General features: G+C 34.9%; 14 protein-coding genes, 1 tRNA gene and 1 pseudogene. 13 read left to right on the top strand and 3 right to left on the bottom strand.

The features are described from left to right. Positions 1–40: 40 nt before the first annotated feature. Both ACQH2Q_RS03680 and ACQH2Q_RS03685 read right to left on the bottom strand, forming a co-directional pair. Complete coding sequence (locus tag ACQH2Q_RS03680) at positions 41–637, bottom strand: riboflavin synthase (RefSeq protein ID WP_425383368.1); 597 nt, start codon at positions 635–637, stop codon at positions 41–43. Positions 638–704: 67 nt separating this feature from the next. Next, positions 705–2,405 carry a hypothetical protein gene (locus tag ACQH2Q_RS03685; RefSeq protein ID WP_425383369.1) on the bottom strand — a complete coding sequence of 567 codons (1,701 nt, stop codon included), beginning with the start codon at positions 2,403–2,405 and terminating at the stop codon, positions 705–707. 146 nt (positions 2,406–2,551) lie between these two features. Between ACQH2Q_RS03685 and pheS the strand changes: the two genes are divergently transcribed. The 11 genes and pseudogenes from pheS (at position 2,552) to ruvC (ending at position 11,749) form a co-directional block, all read left to right on the top strand. After that, complete coding sequence (gene pheS, locus ACQH2Q_RS03690) at positions 2,552–3,595, top strand: phenylalanine--tRNA ligase subunit alpha (protein ID WP_265024249.1); 1,044 nt, start codon at positions 2,552–2,554, stop codon at positions 3,593–3,595. After that, positions 3,596–4,888 (top strand): bifunctional UDP-N-acetylglucosamine diphosphorylase/glucosamine-1-phosphate N-acetyltransferase GlmU, encoded by a 1,293-nt coding sequence (glmU, locus tag ACQH2Q_RS03695; protein WP_425383370.1) that lies wholly within the window; start codon positions 3,596–3,598, stop codon positions 4,886–4,888. A gap of 741 nt (positions 4,889–5,629) precedes the next feature. After that, positions 5,630–6,570 (top strand): annotated as a pseudogene (locus ACQH2Q_RS03700) (IS5 family transposase). Between the two features lie 401 nt (positions 6,571–6,971). Then, a complete protein-coding gene (gene rplU, locus ACQH2Q_RS03705) occupies positions 6,972–7,274 on the top strand; it encodes a 50S ribosomal protein L21 (protein ID WP_006279565.1) in 303 nt (100 codons plus the stop codon). 10 nt (positions 7,275–7,284) lie between these two features. Then, on the top strand, positions 7,285–7,554 hold the full coding sequence (gene rpmA / locus ACQH2Q_RS03710; protein WP_006279564.1) for a 50S ribosomal protein L27: 270 nt from the start codon (positions 7,285–7,287) through the stop codon (positions 7,552–7,554). 9 nt (positions 7,555–7,563) lie between these two features. Further along, positions 7,564–7,640 (top strand) — tRNA-Ile (locus ACQH2Q_RS03715). 57 nt (positions 7,641–7,697) lie between these two features. Further along, the gene (gene metK, locus ACQH2Q_RS03720) at positions 7,698–8,870 is read left to right on the top strand and encodes a methionine adenosyltransferase (RefSeq protein ID WP_151807781.1); all 1,173 of its coding nucleotides are present in this window, start codon (positions 7,698–7,700) and stop codon (positions 8,868–8,870) included. A 126-nt stretch (positions 8,871–8,996) separates the two neighbouring features. Next, a complete protein-coding gene (locus ACQH2Q_RS03725; protein ID WP_038249063.1) occupies positions 8,997–9,680 on the top strand; it encodes a TenA family protein in 684 nt (227 codons plus the stop codon). A 44-nt stretch (positions 9,681–9,724) separates the two neighbouring features. Then, positions 9,725–10,375 (top strand): TenA family protein, encoded by a 651-nt coding sequence (locus ACQH2Q_RS03730; RefSeq protein ID WP_264339253.1) that lies wholly within the window; start codon positions 9,725–9,727, stop codon positions 10,373–10,375. Positions 10,376–10,432: 57 nt separating this feature from the next. Beyond that, positions 10,433–11,260, top strand: a complete 828-nt coding sequence (locus ACQH2Q_RS03735) for a cytochrome c oxidase subunit 3 (RefSeq protein ID WP_006279354.1) — start codon at positions 10,433–10,435, stop codon at positions 11,258–11,260. Then, positions 11,261–11,749 carry a crossover junction endodeoxyribonuclease RuvC gene (gene ruvC, locus ACQH2Q_RS03740; RefSeq protein WP_038199503.1) on the top strand — a complete coding sequence of 163 codons (489 nt, stop codon included), beginning with the start codon at positions 11,261–11,263 and terminating at the stop codon, positions 11,747–11,749. A gap of 44 nt (positions 11,750–11,793) precedes the next feature. Here the strand turns inward: ruvC and ruvX are convergent, their stop codons facing one another. Next, the gene (gene ruvX, locus ACQH2Q_RS03745; protein WP_425383371.1) at positions 11,794–12,261 is read right to left on the bottom strand and encodes a Holliday junction resolvase RuvX; all 468 of its coding nucleotides are present in this window, start codon (positions 12,259–12,261) and stop codon (positions 11,794–11,796) included. A 1,175-nt stretch (positions 12,262–13,436) separates the two neighbouring features. Between ruvX and gatB the strand changes: the two genes are divergently transcribed. After that, complete coding sequence (gatB, locus tag ACQH2Q_RS03750) at positions 13,437–14,858, top strand: Asp-tRNA(Asn)/Glu-tRNA(Gln) amidotransferase subunit GatB (RefSeq protein ID WP_264339256.1); 1,422 nt, start codon at positions 13,437–13,439, stop codon at positions 14,856–14,858. A gap of 52 nt (positions 14,859–14,910) precedes the next feature. Continuing rightward, entirely contained in the window at positions 14,911–17,760 is a 2,850-nt protein-coding gene (locus ACQH2Q_RS03755) for an ankyrin repeat domain-containing protein (RefSeq protein WP_425383372.1), read from the top strand. Positions 17,761–17,762 lie beyond the last annotated feature (2 nt).

The following is a 17,762-nucleotide window of genomic DNA, read 5'->3' on the forward strand; positions in this document are numbered from 1 at the left end:
TTTTCAAGATATAATAGTTGTAAATAACAAGGTTGTAAAATTAATTGTATTTATGCTGCATCAATTGATCTAAATGCCTAGCGATCATGTCAATTTCTAAATTCAAATAATCATTTACTTTGTTGTACTGAAAAGTTGTATTTTCCCATGTATAGGGAGTGATATTTACCGTAAATTCCTGATTAATAACTGAATTCACTGTGAGGGAAACCCCATCTAGTGTAACGGAGCTTTTTTTTGCAACAAATTTAATTAATTCTTGTGGGCACGATAGTTTGATTTCATGAGAATCTAAATTTTGATTAATTGTTAAAAATTTTACTATCCCATCAACATGACCCTGAACTAGGTGGCCATCGATCTTATCGCTTAATCTCATTGCTTGTTCGAGATTTATTTTTTTTCCTATTCTCCACGTATTTAAGTTAGCAACCTTCATAGTTTCTTGAGATGCTTGGACTGTAAATATATCGCTCATTATATCAACAACAGTTAAACACACACCAGAGCAAGCTATTGAATCTCCTTTATTTATAGAGGATAAATTTTGTGTCTTGATATGGAAAATTTGATCAGAGTTGGAGTGAGTGGTAGTATCAGTTATAGTCCCGATATCCGTGATAATTCCTTTAAACATATGGTGAAAATAAATAATTTTACCATGAAAGATCTCTTAGGACAACTTGTTTACATTTTGGGTAAGTTTAAATGCGAGAAGGAGATTTGTTCTGTTCAATAGATTCTATAGAATATTCAGAATATATAAAGCGAGCTAAATTCAAAATACACAGCGCGATTAATATTGGCAACCCTATGTTCAATGCTAACCCAATACTTTCCCTTTTTTCTGGTGGCACTAATCCTTTTAACATTGACACTTTTCCTAATGGAAAATGCCATAAGCAAAGTGTTGATGCAGATGCTACTATTATAAATAGACAAAAATAAGCCTTTTTTGAGGAAAATACAGTTTTTAACGGTGATTTGAGTGTAATGTTAGTAGGTGGTAGAGTTTTAGCTTCATTTGTTGCTGGTGAAAGATCTTTAATTGGTAAAGGGTTTGTAGATTTATGAGGAGTATTTTCATGTTGTGGAGAAGGTTGTTGTATATAAACACCTGAAACTAATTTAAGCAATTGCTCTTTTTTTCTATATACTTGTTTTTGTAAATATTCTTTACCTAAAAGTGAGTTACTAAGAGGTTGTGGCCTTTCGAGTATCTGTAATACTTCTGATATTTCGCCTGGCTCTAATATTGCATGTAATTGTTTATCTTGAAAGTAAACAATATTGAATACTGAGCTGAAAATATTGCAAAATGTTTCTGGATCTTGATTTTTGTATCCACTCATCACTTCAATAAATATTTTATCGAGTTTTTTCCCCCTGTGCTCAATTTGGTTATCTATCATAGCTACTCTAGCATCATTTTGTGCTTGTTTTATGGCTAATGGTTTTTCTTTCTCTGATAGTTCTTTGGTCTGCTTTTTTGACTTCTTTTTTCTGTTAGCCTTAAAATACTCTGTGTGCGAAGTAGTTTGACCGAAATCAGAAATAAGCATTGTGACGTCTTCTATTCTTCTTTCGTCGATTCCATCTTTTTGTGTTACCTTGTCCTGTTTTGTCTCTTGAAGTGTTGGATGGTAAGTCAAAGCCCTCTGGTTTCGTATGGACAGTTTTGGTGGCTGTTGAAAGAAGAATTGTATTGTATTAAAAAAATTGGATAGCCGAAAAGAAGATCCAAACCAAAAAAAATTGTCACGCATTGCAGCAACAACTATTGGAACCCGCATCACTTGCTTTTTACTACTTGTTAAATTATAGCCAAACAGGCCTGTAACTGGTACGATTTGTTTATTTTGTGCATTTTTTTGGTTAGTTTCACTCTGTTCTTTTTTGTCTTCATTTTCAGTTTTTTCTGCATGTTGTAGCTTTTCATTTAGAAATAACTCGATTTGGTACAAGTTGTCCAGGTTAATGTTTTCAACGTCTGTTTGTAGCGTTATCGTTGCGCCCTGCAGAAGGATTTGAGGCGGAGCACTATTTACGAATTCTTCTACAGTTTTATAACTGTTAGTTTTACAGTAGTTATTATATAGTTCACTGCTTTCTTTGGGCACTTTTATGTTGGCTGTAAATTTTTTTTCCCGGGAAAGGCAGATTTTGAAAAAATCAATTAAAGGGTTTATTCGAAATAATCTTATATTAAAGGTGTCTTTATCTGTTGCTGTTAGCTCAAATGAAAATTTTTGTATATTGCTTTCAATACTTCTCGAGCGAATAGCACTGATCTTAATTGTTTCGCTAGAAAATGCTTTACTTATGTTTCTGGATTTTTCCTTAAAGAGCTTAGGTAAATCCTCTATTTTATACTTATTCTTAGTTTCAGTGTTACTGTTGTGCATAGTTGATACAGCAAATTCATCAACGCAAAGGTAAATAAAAAAGATTAATTAGTCAATAAATTAATAATCAGAATAGGGCAATTTTTCGGATTGTTGATGATATTTAAAATTTCACTATAATGAAAGTTTAAGCCAGCGTTTTTAAGATGAATAAAGAGTTATTAGATGACATACTTTCACTTGAAGATAAAGCAGTTTCCGAAATTGAGAATGCTTCTTCTTTGCAAGATTTAGAAAAAGTTAGGCTATTATATTTGGGAAAAAAGGGTGTAGTTAGAGCGTATTTTGATAACTTAAAAAAGATAGAAAATGCAGAGAAAAAGCGTGATTTAGGTGCAGTGATTAACGCTTTACGTGATAAGATAGATCATCTTATCATGAATAGGGAAAATGTGCTAAAAACAGAAGAAGTTAACTTTAAATTGCAGAACGAGGCAGTTGATATCACGTTGCCCGTTAGACCAGAAAAAATGGGCAAGGTCCATCCACTCAGTAAGGTTATAAATGAAGTAAAGCTTATTTTTGCACATATGGGTTTTAAAGCAGTTGATGGCCCTGATATTGAAGATGAATTTCATGTATTTGATGCACTGAATACTCCAAGTCATCATCCTGCACGAGAGGAGCAAGATACCTTCTACTTAAAGAATAAAATAAACGATAAAAGAATGGTACTGCGCACTCACACTTCATCTGTACAGATTAGAACCATGGAAAAAACAAAAAAATTCCCAATTAAAATAGTAGCCGCAGGTAGAGTATACAGAAACGACTTTGATGCAACTCACACCCCTATGTTCCATCAAATAGAGGGGTTATATGTCGATGAGAATGTCAATATGGGCCAGTTAAAATTTACTATTCATCACTTCCTTAATAAGTTCTTTGGCGATAAAGGGCTGAAGATACGTTTTCGTAATAGTTTTTTCCCTTTTACCGAGCCTTCTGCGGAAGTGGACATAAGTTATAAAGGTAGTAAATGGATAGAAGTACTGGGATGCGGTATGACGCATCCAAATGTATTTCAAAATGTTGGAATAGACCATACTAAATACAACGGTTTTGCGTTTGGCATTGGTATAGAAAGGCTTGCAATGCTAAAATATCAAATTAGCGACTTGAGGAGCTTTTATGACAACAAAATCAGCTGGCTTGATCATTACGGTTTTCATTTTTCATCTTTAAGATAAGTGATAAGTAAAACTCATACGTTCGTTATACTTGCTGCAGGGCATGGCAGGCGGATGAATTCAGATTTGCCTAAGGTCCTACACAAAATAGGCAGTTTTTCCATGCTCCAGCATGTCATTTACAATGCAAAACAGTTAAATCCTGAAAATATTGCTGTTGTAGTTGATCAGCCTTTAATTGAAAGACTAAAGTGTTTTAAGGATATACAGTTAATTACACAAGAATTAACACTTGGCACGGGAGATGCGGTCAAAACTGCGATGAGAAACCTAAGAGAATTGCCAGATTCAAGCATAGTTGTTGTGCAGTATGGGGATACTCCGCTCATAAAAAGCAGCACAATAACTAAAATGATTAGTTATTTAGAAGGCAAGGCTCTAGTTTGCCTAGGTTTTAGGACAAGCAATAAAGAATACGGTAGGTTAATTATTGAGAATGGTTCCTTAAGAGAAATCGTAGAAGCAAAGAGTGATAAAAATAATCATGAAGAATTTCTTGCAAATGCTGGAATAATGGTTGCATGTGCAAAGAATTTACGTGAATTGGTGGAGAAAATAGAGTGCAATAGCTCAACTCATGAATATTACTTGACCGATATAGTTTCCATTGCAGTGAAGAGTAATTTAAATGTCGGTTACGTTATTACCGGTGGAGAAGAAGCAACGGGAATAAATAACAGAAATGACCTTATAAAAGCTGAGTTTTACTTTCAAGAAAATAAAAGAAAAATTTTTACCGACTCCGGAGTAACGCTTGTTGCACCAGAGACTGTTTTCTTTTCTCTTGATACGCAAATTGCCAGAGATTCAGTTATTTACCCATATGTTTTTTTCGGTACTGGAGTGAAAATAGAGTCTGGTGCGAAAATACTGCCATTTTCGCATTTAGAAAACTGCTTAATTAAAAGTAATGCTGAGGTCGGTCCATTTACCAGAATACGCGGAAACACAACAATTGGTAATAAGGCAAAAATAGGAAATTTTGTGGAAGTGAAAACAAGTGAAGTTGATCAAAACACTAGAATAAAACACTTAAGTTATATAGGAAATGCTAAAGTAGGGCAGGAGAGTAATATAGGAGCAGGCACTATTGTTTGTAATTATGATGGGAAAAATAAACATGAAACGAATATAGGGAGCAATTGCTTTGTTGGCGCCAATAGCTCACTAATTGCGCCGCTTAATATTCATGATGAATCTGTAATTGCAGCAGGTAGTGTTATAGTTGAGGATGTACCAGAAAAAAGCCTTGCAATAGCAAGAGAAAAGCAAGTAACTAAGAGAATAAAGTAGTCTAATTTAATTATGTTGTTGTGTCATTTTTAATATTAGACTTCTTGCATAACCATATAACAAACTTTTATTGGGAATAGAAACAAAAAAACTTCCTTGACAAACTCCGCCAGCCCCCTTATCATAACAGTGAAGCTATTGTATTTGCTTTCGCCAATCTGCAGATTAAAAGGTAAGGATTGCTTAATGTATCGGCGTCTTATGTTTAATTTTTTGCAGTATATAGATACTGTATGTCTTTACAAAACTTCATCTACATCTAGATTTTTATCTAAATAAGCTGAACGCGCTTATAAAGCGTTACAAGACATCAAAAAATGCCAATACTCGACAGAGATAGTAAAAGACTAGCTAACTCGGGGGTTCTTTGTCTTTTTTTCTACTTAGTAAATTTCTTAAACATTTGCAGCGTAGGTTAGTTGCAATTAAAAGCAGCTAAATTGCAGTGTTTAAGACTTAAAAAACGCCAATACTGAAAATAGACAATGACTAGGGTTTCTTTTGCCTTTTTTTTCATTTGGTAAATTCCTTAATGTTTATGGCTAAACGACAATCGTCATCCCGCTGCTTGTTAGCGGGATCTATTGCTGAGATACCGCGAATGAATCGCGGTATGACGTAGGACTGCTGTCATCCCAGTGCGTGACACTGGAATGGCTTTGTTGCATAGCAACTGAAAAAATCTGGTGGCTACTGACAAAATTCATTATAAAATAGCCATTTAACCTTGAAAGAAAAAATATGCCACAAAAAATGAGGGTCAGTAACCATAGCGAATATAACAAATTTCTAGAAAAAAGAGGAAATATTTTTCATTATATCAACGAAGCCATAGAAAAGTGGTACGAGAATGGTCCAAAAATACCAGGTGGCAACAATATTTATAGCGATAAAGTTGTAATTTTGGTGCACATAATAACTTGTTTATTTAGAATAGGCCTGAGGCAAACAGTTGGGTTTATAGCAGGATACCTTGAGCAAATTGGGAAAAATTTGCAAGTTATCAGCTATTCACAATCATCAAGAAGGTTTAAGAAACTCAATATTAAGATCAATGGTTGCAGAAAATAATATGGAAGATATCGAAATTGCTATAGACAGTACAGGAATTAGTATATACAACAACACTCCTGGTCATAGCAAAGAAAATAGCGAAGATAGAAAGTATCGCAGCTATGAACAGACAAGAAAATTGCATGTAATGTTGAATACAAACAGCAAAAAAGCCATAGCTGTAAAATACAGTAACGGCTGATCACTATGGAGCTTGTGATTTGCTAAAAGAAGTCGATTTTCAGTATGTCATAAAAGTACTATATGCAGATAGGGCATATGACAGAGAAAAGCTCTATAAGCTGTGTAATCAATATGGTATAAAAACGAAAATTCCTCCGAAAAACAACGCAGCAGAGCATCCAAAGTTAGACTATATGGCTGAGAGAAATGCTGCAATTAGACTAATAAAATCATGCAGCGAAGATGGAATGAAGAGGTGGAAAAGGCAAACAAACTACGGAAAAAGATCTTATATAGAAAGTTTTTTCTCGCGACTGAAACAAACATTCGGGTTTAGTTTTAGGAATAAATCTGAGACAAATAGAGAGAAGGAACTACTTGTTAAATGCTATTTGCTCAATAAGTTCACTGATATTGGTATGGCTAAATTTGAGATAGCTTCATAAATTTATTGTGCGTTACCTACTATCCGAAGAGCGATGCAACAAAGCCCACTGGAATCCCAAAAAAGGATGATGTCATCCTAGTGCTCCTTTTTTTGTCATCCGAGTAGCTGACACTTGGATGACATCGTCATAAAGGAACCAGTGTTAGCTACTCGAATGACAGGAGAAGGGGCTACTTGCATGACGGTGTCGGTAAACTTAGAGCTATAATAACTATTTGCCTTTTTTCTGCTTAGGTTATGCAAGAAGTCTACTGTCTGAGAAAAGGTAGATAAAAGATGAAAACAGATAGAAGTATTTTAGTAGCTCAAAAAGAACGTTAAGTCATGCTTTTTATTTATATTGACAGCGTATATGACATCGTTTACGATTAAAGTTAATAACAATAATTTATATTTATCATGTTTGCAGTAATTGAGACTGGTGGAAAGCAATATTTAGTAAAAGAAGGTAGTATAATAAAGGTAGAGAAGTTAGAAGCTGAAGAAAAAAAAGAGGTGGAAATCAATAAGGTGATTTGTATTTCAAATAATGGCTTATCTTATTCATCTAATGCTACTGTTAAAGCTGAAGTGTTGGAGCAGTGCAGGGGGGAAAAAATTATAATCTTTAAGAAGAAAAGAAGAAAAAATTACCGTAGGAAAACTGGTCATAGGCAGTATATAACTGTTCTTCGTATAAATGAAATTAGTCTTCAAAAGTAAGAGGTAAGATATGGCAACTAAAAAATCAGGTGGTAGTTCCTGTAATGGTAGAGATTCAGCAGGTCGTAGGTTAGGAATAAAGAAGAATGGGAAGGTTATTCCTGGTAACATAATTGTGCGCCAAAGAGGCACAAAATTCCATCCTGGGAAGAATGTTGGTATAGGTAAAGATCATACGATTTTTGCTAAAATAGAAGGCTGGGTCAGCTTTAGAAGGTCAGCAAACAAAAAGACTTTTATTGATATCGTGCCTACAGATAATATGAAAGCTTCAGCTTGAATAAATCATGGGTCTGTAGCTCAGGTGGTTAGAGCGCACGCCTGATAAGCGTGAGGTCGGAGGTTCAACTCTTCCCAGACCCACCATTTAGTAGTTACTAACTGTGTTTTCTATAGCGGTTTTGATATTGTATAAGCAAAAACATGAGTTTATATAAAAATTTAGTAACCAGTGAATCAGTGGCGGCTGGTCATCCAGATAAAGTAGCAGATCAAATTTCAGATGCAATACTTGATGAGTACCTTTTTACTGATCCTTTTGCGCGAGCTGCAATAGAGACTTTAGTCACCAAAGATAACGTTATTATAGCTGGGGAAGTGTTTGGGCCTAACATCAAAAATAGCAGGATTGAAAGTATTGTACGGAATACAATAAAAGATATTGGTTACAAGCACGATGGGTTCCACTGGAGAAAAGTGAAAGTAAATATATTGCTGCATGAGCAATCAAATGACATTGCAATAGGGTTGGATCAAGGTGCTGGAGATCAGGGCATAATGTATGGCTATGCAACAACAGAGACAGAAAACCTTATGCCGGCACCCATTTTTTATGCACACTCGATTCTGAAAAATATCATGAGCGCAGTTAAAGAAGCAAAACTTGGTCCAGATGCAAAGTCACAAATCACTTTGGCATATGAGAATAACCTCCCGGTACGTGCTGAAAGTATTATTGTCTCAATACAGCACCCTGAGGATTTGGATCAATCAAAAGTAAAAGAAATAATTTACCCTTACATAGTTTCATCTTTACCTGAAGGATGGATGTGTCCTGAGGAAAATCTCTTAGTCAATCCAACTGGTAGATTTGTTATTGGTGGACCGGTTAGTGATTGTGGATTAACCGGACGAAAAATTATGGTTGATACTTATGGAGGTTATATTCCACACGGTGGAGGAGCGTTTTCCGGAAAAGATGCAACCAAAGTTGATAGATCTGCGGCTTATATGGCAAGATATCTTGCTAAAAATATTGTCTTTGCAGGTTTGGCTGAACGTTGTCTTGTGCAGCTTTCTTATGCAATTGGTGTATCAAAACCTACTTCATTCTATATTGATACATTTGGTGCGAATAAGGTAGAGGAAAGAGTAATTAAAAAGTTTATCGAGAATAATATAGATTTATCAACAAAAGGCATAATCAAGCATTTATCGCTTAATCATCCTATATATAAACGTACAGCCTGTTATGGACATTTTGGTAAACAGTCGGAAAGGGACGGTGGATTTTCTTGGGAAAACATGGACTTATCTGCTGATCTTTGTAGAGAATTCAATATAGAAGGTAATAGTAAAATTTCTTTAGATTGCTAAAATTTTTGATTTACAGCCCCATATTTATATACTAGCTTATTGTTAAAGCATAGCACGCTTTTTCATAATAATTATACCACATTAGTAATAATTTTTATATTCAATTTTTATTGTGAGGCTTATAAAGTGTATAACGAAATAGAAGGAGAACTGTACAACGTAATTGTAAAAGAGTTTTCTGATCTTATTGATAAAATAAAAGAACACCCTTTTAATGTTGAATTGATAAATAATACATTAGATTATGAAAAATTCAAATTCTACCTTCAGCAGGATTTTCTGTATTGTATAGATTGCGCTCGTGCTTTTTTAATTGTTGCAGCTAGAGTTGATGATATTGAAATGATGAGTAGTTTAATCAATTTGGCACAAGGAGCATTTTATGTTCGAGAACAGTATAAAAAATATTTTGAAGATTGTGATCTATCTGATGATCACAAAAAGTCAAGAGCTTGTTCTGCCTTTACTGACTTTTTCATGAGTGCCGCATATCACAATTCTGTTAATGAAGCTTTAGTAGCATCTTATTCTTGCTTTAACATATACCAAATCGTTATACGCCATATGGTAAATGAGATAACAACTAAAGGGGTTAAAAATAACAAATACAAAGAGTGGATCAACATTTATAGTAGCGAAACAGTAAATGCTGTAATTGATGAGGTTACTGATATTACAAATAAGCTATATAAAAAAGCTAGTGACTGTGAAAAAAAGAGGATGTATGAGTTTTTTAAGAAAGGGCTGGAATTAGAAATAATGTTTTGGGATGAGGCATATTACTCTAATATATCTAGCAAAGAATATTAGCAGCGGATTATTTACGTTAACTTGATCTTTTATCGGTAACTACAGTGTTCAGTGGCATAATTAGGAGCTGTTACGGGTCAAATCTTTTAAAGGATATAATTGAGCATCCTTTTAATGTTGAGTTAGCGAATAACACCCTAAATATAGAGAACTTCAAATTCTATGCTCAACAAAAGACGTTGTTCTTAGGTGATTATATTCGTACCACCTTAATTACTGCATCCAAAATGGAAGATTATAGTAGTATTATCTCGCTTGCTGAAGTAGCCCAAAGAGTAGTGACTGTTAATAGAATGCTATATGACTACTACTTTACTATGTACGGTATAAGTCGCGAAAAGAAATCTCTTGAGTGTTTTAATTTCACTAATTTTCTTTTATCCATCTCGCATAGTAATACCTATGAGGCTATGACGGTTTTGTATTCTTGCATGTTTATATACGAGACTGTCGTTGATAGCATGAAAAATAGATTCAAGAAAAATAATAGATATAGGGATTGGTTTAATTTTTGTTACAGTGATTCAGTAAAGTCTGGATGCATTATTTTGGAAAATATTGTTGATGGATATTGCAGCAGAGCAAGAGAAAACGAAAAGAGCAGAATGCTTGAGTTGTTTAGAATAACTGCACAATTTGTGTTAGATTTTTTGAACGGTGCATATAATTTTTCAAGATTCAATCCAATTTCCTAAGGAACATTGACAATTTTAAGCTAATTTGTATCCTTAATAAGTATTTTTTAAAATGCTATGAAAAGTAAAGAACATGATTTTCATTTAGTGGATCCAAGCCCTTGGCCAATTGCTGTATCAGCAGCAATTCTTATTCTTGCACTTGGATTAGTTGGCGCGCTTCATAAACAAATTGTCGGAATGTTTTGTTTAGTTTTGGGAATCTCCGCAGTATCAGGGGTGCTGTTTTATTGGTGGAGAGATGTAATAAGGGAGGCCATTTATGACAAATGTCACACTGCCATTGTAAAACATGGACTCAAATTTGCAATGTACTTGTTTATTCTCTCGGAGGTCGTATTTTTTATAGTGTTCTTTTGTTCATTCTTTAAAGCCTGGCTTGATCCAGTTTTTTTATTTGAGGCGTTTTCTCCTGCAAAAAAAGTTGAATGGCCCCCTGAGGGAATTTTGCCACCTGATCCGTGGTCACTACCATTCATGAATACATTAATATTATTGCTTTCTGGTACAACAATTACTTGGGCAAATCACTCTTTACTTAAAAATGATAAAAAGAGCATGATTAAAATGCTGTCCATAACTATATTGCTTGGAGTTTTTTTTATAATAGTGCAAGCAATAGAGTATCATGAAGCGAGTTTTTCTCTACAAGAAACAGGAGAAAAGCTTATTTATACATCCAATTTTTATATGATTACCGGTTTTCACTGCGCACACGTTATAATAGGAATAATATTTTTATCAGTGTGTTTATTTAGAGCACGGAAAGGCCAATTTACACTTCAGGACCATTTGTGCTTTGAGTTTGCCTCCTGGTATTGGCACTTTGTAGATGTAGTCTGGATATTTTTATTTTTGTTTGTCTATTGGTTAAGCGTTTATTAAGTGGTTAAAATAATAGGTCTAGATCCAGGAATAAGCAAGACTGGGTGGGCCATTATCAGCCTGAACGAAAAAAATAATATTGAATTTTTGGGCGGCGGTACCATATCAACTGATGGTAAATTGGGTACAGGTGAACGCCTACATATAATTTTTGAACAATTAAAGAAAGTAATTTCCCTATACTCTCCGAATGAAGCTGCGGTGGAGAAAATTTTTGTTAATAAAAATCCTAAATCTTCACTAACTTTAGGATATGCAAGAGGGGTTGTAATTTTAGCGTTAAAAATAACAAAGCTAACTATGAATGAATATGATGCAAACTATGTAAAAAAAAGCATTACCGGAAATGGCCATGCTGATAAGGATCAGATTATATTTATGGTGAAGCAAATAGTTAAAAATTTGAGTATAAAATGCCACCATGCTGCTGACGCTCTTGCTGTAGCAATTTGTCATGCTTATACGAAAGGTTCTTGTTTTGTTGAGTAACTTTTATATGGGATTCAGTTTGAAGATTTCCAGATCTGGAAAAACTATTTGATTGTATTTATCTTGTCTAACGTTCGTTGCAAAATAATACATGCGGAGATTTTATCATCTATTTTTTTCGATTTTGTGATTGATATTCCAGTAATTTTTAGTGTATGAGTTGCGATAGATGTTGAGAAGCTTTCGTCTTGTAAGTATATATTTACTTTATATTTTTTTATTATTTTATTTGCGAATTGGATTATAGTTTTACACCATTTAGTTTCTTGCTCGTCCATTTTTAATGGTAGTCCTATTACCATTGATCCAGATTCATTTTCTTTGAATATTCTATGCAGATAACCTAAATCTTTGCTCATATTTCTTCTGTGATATATGCTATGAGCTGTGGCTATGAGCTGTGTTTTATCGCTAAATGCTATGCCTATTTGCTTTTCTCCCATGTCAAGGGACATTATGCGCTTATCTTTTGGAATAGACTTTAGAAACTCATCTGGATTTCTATGTAGCATCTATTAGACTTCCTTTAAAGTGACCTTACCAAAAAAGTGGAGAGAAAGTTAAGAAAATTTTTTACAAAAAGAATAATGAATCAAATTGCTCAGGAATGCAATAGACTTCTTGCATAACCCAAACTAAGTAGAAAAAAGGTATCATCTAAGTAGCTGACACTGGTTTCCATCCAAAAGGGCAGTGCCCCTATGATGTCATTCCAGTGCTTGACACTGGAATCCAGACTTCAATTGTTATACTCGTAAATAAGTCTGGAACGTTCATCTCAAAATGTAGTATTTTTGTTGAAATAGCTCAACTGGATTCCAGCGTCACGCGCTGGAATGACACCTTTGTGTTTGCATAGCTGTACGAACATTGTGATTTGAGAGCAATCTCCACAAGGGAGGATGTCATTCCAGTGCCCAGACACTGGAATCCAGGAAAAAGAATGGTGTCATCCAAGTAGCTGACACTGGGATCCAGAAGACTTAATTTCAACCAAATAATAAAGGCTGGATCCCAGTGCTTGGCACTGGAATGACAGCAATCCTACGTCATACCGCGATTCATTCGCGGTATCTCGGCCGCTAACAAGTAGCGGGATGACGGTTATCGTTTAGCTACAAACATTAAGAAATTTACCAAACGAAAAAAAAGGCAAAAGAAGCCCCGTGGTTGGCTAATTACTTACATTATACTTTCAAGTATGGCGTTTTTTTATTCTAAACACTTAATAACCGCGATTCAGTTGCTTTTAAACCGCAACTAATCTAAATCATAAACGTTAAGAAATTTACTAAACAGAAAAAAAGGCAAAAGAAACCCTAGGGTAGCTAGTTATTCACTATCCATTTTTTAAGTTGGCGTTTTTTTATGTTTTAAACGCTTTATAAGCGCGTTTCAGCTTATGTAGGTAGAAGTTTTATAAAGACATAAGGTGCACATAGTGCAAAAAATTAAACATGAGACGCCAGATACGTGAGTTTTTTTGTCATTTAATCTGTACAGAGAAGATAAATAAATAGCTTCAATTTTATGATAAGAGGGCTGGCGAAGCTTGTCAAGTAATCTTTTGCATTTAACCCGTTTCTATGGGTAAAACAATCTGCATACCACTTAGCTAACATGAGTTTTGTTTTGACTTTTTGTGCTAATTTTGCAGAATATTAAGATTATCATTTAAATAAAATACATGACGAAAGAGGATTGGGAAGCAGTAATTGGGCTTGAGGTGCACGCTCAAGTTTCTTCTAATACGAAGCTATTTTCTAGCTCATCAACGGAGTTTGGTGCTGAGCATAACACTCAAGTTTCTCTAGTTGATGCGGCAATGCCAGGTACGCTGCCAATACTAAATTATTACTGCATAGAGCAAGCAATACGCACCGGTCTTGCACTTTCTGCAGAAATTAATAAGTATTCTTACTTTGATCGGAAAAATTATTTTTATCCTGATTTACCGCAAGGGTACCAGATAACCCAGTTTTTTGAGCCAATAGTTAAAAATGGTAGAATATTTATCAACGATAATGAAAAAGAAATAAGAATCGCGAGAATTCATTTAGAGCAAGATGCAGGAAAGAGCGTTCATGAGGAAAGCAAAACTTATGTGGATTTAAATCGTGCAGGGGTTGCTTTAATGGAAATTGTTTCAGAACCAGATCTCCGTTCATCTGCGGAAGCTGCAGAATGCATGAAAAAATTGAGGCAGATTTTGCGTTATATTGGTTCGTGTGATGGTGATATGGAAAAGGGATCACTTCGTTGTGATGCAAATGTTTCTGTCCGCCTAAAAGGCAGTAGCACATTTGGCACTCGTTGTGAGATAAAAAATCTGAACTCGATACGTTATATTGTGCAAGCTATAGACTATGAAATACAAAGACAAATTGAAATTTTAGAAAGTGGAGAAGAAATAAGTCAAGATACCTTATTGTTTGACGTTGCTTCGGGAAAAACAAAAGTGATGCGAAACAAAGAGGATGCAAGCGACTATAGATACTTCCCTGAGCCTGATTTATTACCTGTTGAGGTAAGCCAGGAGAAAATTGATTTAATTCAATCATCTTTGCCCGAGTTGCCAGATCAAAAAAAGCTGCGATACATTGAGGAATTGGGTATCAACGAATACGATGCAAACGTCATTACCTCCGATAAAGCAATTGCTGATTATTTTGAGGAATTGATAAAAAAACATGATTCAAAGCTCGCGGTCACCTGGTTAACTGTAGAGCTTTTCGGTCGTTTAAATAAAGCAAATATTGATATTGTGAGCTCTCCAATCAAAGCCAATGCCCTGTCCGAGCTCTTAGATTTTATCGTTGATGGAACGATCTCTGCTAAACTTGGTAAACAAGTTTTTGATATTATGTTTGAAACTGGCAAACCTGCATCTTTAATTATAGAAGAGCAAGACCTAAAACAAATAACCGATAGAGGTCAAATATCAGGAGTTATCGACACAATCGTCAATAACAACCAAGATAAAGTTCAAGAATACAAAAGCGGTAAAACAAAGTTATACGGATTCTTTGTCGGCGAAGTTATGAAACTTACCAAAGGAAAAGCCAGCCCTGATGTGGTGAATTCAATTTTGAGTGAGAGATTAGAGTGAGGTGCCTGTAAGATTATCCTGCTCGGCGGTTAAGCGCACCTTTCATGGTATTATGTATCAAGCGAGATGGCTAATGCTGTTTCCTAAACATGCAGTAGATAGAGAGTATTCTTTCCGCCTATTCACAGAGAAAAAATCAGCTAAGGATTTTGATGATATTGTTCTTCGGTATGAACAAGATGGGAAAATAGTACATAGATTCATACAAGTCAAGCACAGGCAGGGTAGACACAAAAAGATCAGTATAGGTGACTTATTAACACCGGGAAAGAATGGTGCGTTTGGCTTAATAAAATATCTCATTGCTTATTTAAAGATCAAAAGTAGTGGAGAGTTTGAGGGTGAAATAGAGGATTTTGTCATTATTACAAATGATGATTTTGATTCCGCGGATTCGACATCGCATCCAGTAAGAAAGCTGAGAATGATGCCGAGTGGGAAGAATAAAGGAAAGGAAATTTCAGTCATAAGAATAGACACACAAGATGAGTTTCTGGATGTAGGTGATGGTGTAAGATATAAATTTGATGATAGCATTATCTCATATTTGCAGGAGAATAAGAATTTTATAAAGCGTGAGGTAGGTAGAGAAGTCAGCGATAAAGAAATAGAAGACTTTTTAAATAAATTAGTATTTGCAGTCAATTTGCCAAGCGGAACTGAACTTAGTGAAATTATTAAGAGTGAATTGGGCAAGGAATTCAGCAATACTGATGCAAAGCACTTTTACAGCCGTTACCAGGAAGAAGTGCTGATTTTGCTGGAGAAAGAAGAAGAGGAGTTTCTATCATATGAGAAAGCAAAAGCTCTTCTTGAAGAAATAAGAGAGGAAATTTTAGGGGCGGTTTGGTTTGGCATAATAGAGCCAGTGGCATCTTTTACTGGTAGAGGCAGAGTGTTAACAGCTCTGCATAATATGCTACAAAGAAGTGCAAAAAAACAAGCGGTGATATCGCAGGTTGCCTCTATTAGCGGTCTTGGAGGAGTAGGTAAAAGTGAGTTGGCTAGGAAATATACTTACAAATATGGAAAGGATTATTATGTTAATGCTATCTGGATAGATGCTGAAAGCACTGAAACTATGAAAAATTCTTTCCTGGATTTAGCTAATAATAGATTAGGCATTCCTACCAAAGATAGGCACGAAAGGGACAAGACGATAGAAAACATTGTTAGAGAAGTATATGCTTTTTTTGCAAGAAGGGGAAGGAGAAGCCTGTTCATTTTTGATAATGCTGAGGGATATGAAGACATTAAAAGGTTTTTACCTTCATCTTTACACCCTAGACATAAAAAACCTTACATTTTAATTACTTCTCGTAATAAAGATTGGAGAATAGCAGAAGACGAGGAAAAAATAAAAACAATACAGCTAGGTGTATTCAAAAAAACGGAGGCTATAAGGTTTGTCAAGAGGGCTTTAAATATAAAAGATAATTTACAAGATGAAGAAATAAAAAAACTAACAGAGGAGTTACAATATTTCCCACTAGCTTTGGGGCAAGCAATTGCATATATAAATGAAAGCAACATTGTATTAAGTCGCAGAGGTGAAGAAAGAGTTGGGGTTAGTGACTACCTAAAAAGGTATGAAAAAGAAGCAGAGAAACTGCTAGACTTTGAGTCTAAATATAAAAGTGACCGTTATACTAAAACAACATTCATAGCTTGGAAAATTACGATTGATGCTATAGCAAAAAGAGAATGTGGGCCAGAAGCATTGAAGATTCTAGAAGTAATGGCTTATCTTGCTCCTGACAAGATTCATATAGAAGAAGTCTTTTCAAAGTTAATAGCAGAGGATAAGGAAAAGTTATGGAAGGCTGTTGAGCTACTCGATAGATATTCAATAATTGACTTAAAAAAAGGAGTGGCAAACATTCACAGACTAGTGCAGAAAGTAACTGAGTTGAATTTACAAAAGGCAGTCCGGGAAGAAGAAGTTCTTAGAAAAGCTCTGGAATTGATAAATAGTGGTGATATAGCAATCAGTCACATTGTGTCTATTTGGGAATATGCAAGTAAATATGGTAAGTTGATTGATGATTTTTACTTTAACTCATCTTGTATACATAGGAAACCATTTTTTATAAAGAAAAGTACTCCTTTGCACTTGCTTGCTGCAAGTGGTGATTTTAAAGCAATTAAGGCTATACTCACACGTATATCAACACATTTCCCAGGTAAATTGATAATGGCTGTTAATGTTGAAAATAATTCTGGTCACGCTCCATTACACTTTGCTGTTTATAATGGAAGATTAGATGTAGTAAAGTACCTTGTTAGTAAAGGTGCTGACATTAGTGCTAAGAGCAAAGACGGCAGTACTCTGTTGCACTATGCTGCTCAGGGTGGAAGCTTGAATGTAGTAGAATACTTGATAGATGAAAAGGGTACAGACATTAACATAAAAGATAATGACGGTACAACTCCTCTACACTCGGTTGCTTATCTAGGCTACTTAGCTGTAGTGAAAAAGTTTATAGAGAAAGGAGCTGATATTAATTCTAGGGATATTTATTATAAAACACCTCTGCATTTAGCTGCTAGTAATAGTGATTTAGATGTAGTAGAACATCTTGTAAACAAAGGCGCTAATGTCAATGCTATGGATAAAGATGGCTTGACTCCATTACACTGTGCTGTTTTTCGTGAAAATTTGGAAATAGTAGAATACCTTGCCGAAAAAGGTGTTAATACCAAGAACAAAGATGACGATACGCCACTACACTTTGCTGCCGTAATGGGAAAAGTTGCTGTGGCAAAAATACTGCTAAAACACAACGCCGATGTTAACGCTAAAAATAATGAAGGAAAAACAGCATTGTATTATGCAGCTAATAATAATCACCAAGAGCTTGTGGAATTGCTTTTAGCTCATGGTGCATCCTATGACTACTGAAT

Origin of the sequence: Wolbachia endosymbiont (group A) of Melieria omissa, from assembly GCF_964031125.1 — a bacterium.
In the GTDB taxonomy this organism is placed as follows: domain Bacteria; phylum Pseudomonadota; class Alphaproteobacteria; order Rickettsiales; family Anaplasmataceae; genus Wolbachia; species Wolbachia pipientis.

Excerpts from the sequence above, each read along its gene's own strand:
- gatB (WP_264339256.1), top strand. The coding sequence starts at position 13,437 with ATGACGAAAGAGGATTGGGAAGCAGTAATTGGGCTTGAGGTGCACGCT.
- rpmA (WP_006279564.1), top strand. The coding sequence starts at position 7,285 with ATGGCAACTAAAAAATCAGGTGGTAGTTCCTGTAATGGTAGAGATTCA.
- ACQH2Q_RS03755 (WP_425383372.1), top strand. The coding sequence starts at position 14,911 with ATGTATCAAGCGAGATGGCTAATGCTGTTTCCTAAACATGCAGTAGAT.
- ACQH2Q_RS03735 (WP_006279354.1), top strand. The coding sequence starts at position 10,433 with ATGAAAAGTAAAGAACATGATTTTCATTTAGTGGATCCAAGCCCTTGG.
- metK (WP_151807781.1), top strand. The coding sequence starts at position 7,698 with ATGAGTTTATATAAAAATTTAGTAACCAGTGAATCAGTGGCGGCTGGT.
- ruvX (WP_425383371.1), bottom strand. The coding sequence starts at position 12,261 with ATGCTACATAGAAATCCAGATGAGTTTCTAAAGTCTATTCCAAAAGAT.
- rplU (WP_006279565.1), top strand. The coding sequence starts at position 6,972 with ATGTTTGCAGTAATTGAGACTGGTGGAAAGCAATATTTAGTAAAAGAA.
- ACQH2Q_RS03680 (WP_425383368.1), bottom strand. The coding sequence starts at position 637 with ATGTTTAAAGGAATTATCACGGATATCGGGACTATAACTGATACTACC.
- ACQH2Q_RS03685 (WP_425383369.1), bottom strand. The coding sequence starts at position 2,405 with ATGCACAACAGTAACACTGAAACTAAGAATAAGTATAAAATAGAGGAT.
- pheS (WP_265024249.1), top strand. The coding sequence starts at position 2,552 with ATGAATAAAGAGTTATTAGATGACATACTTTCACTTGAAGATAAAGCA.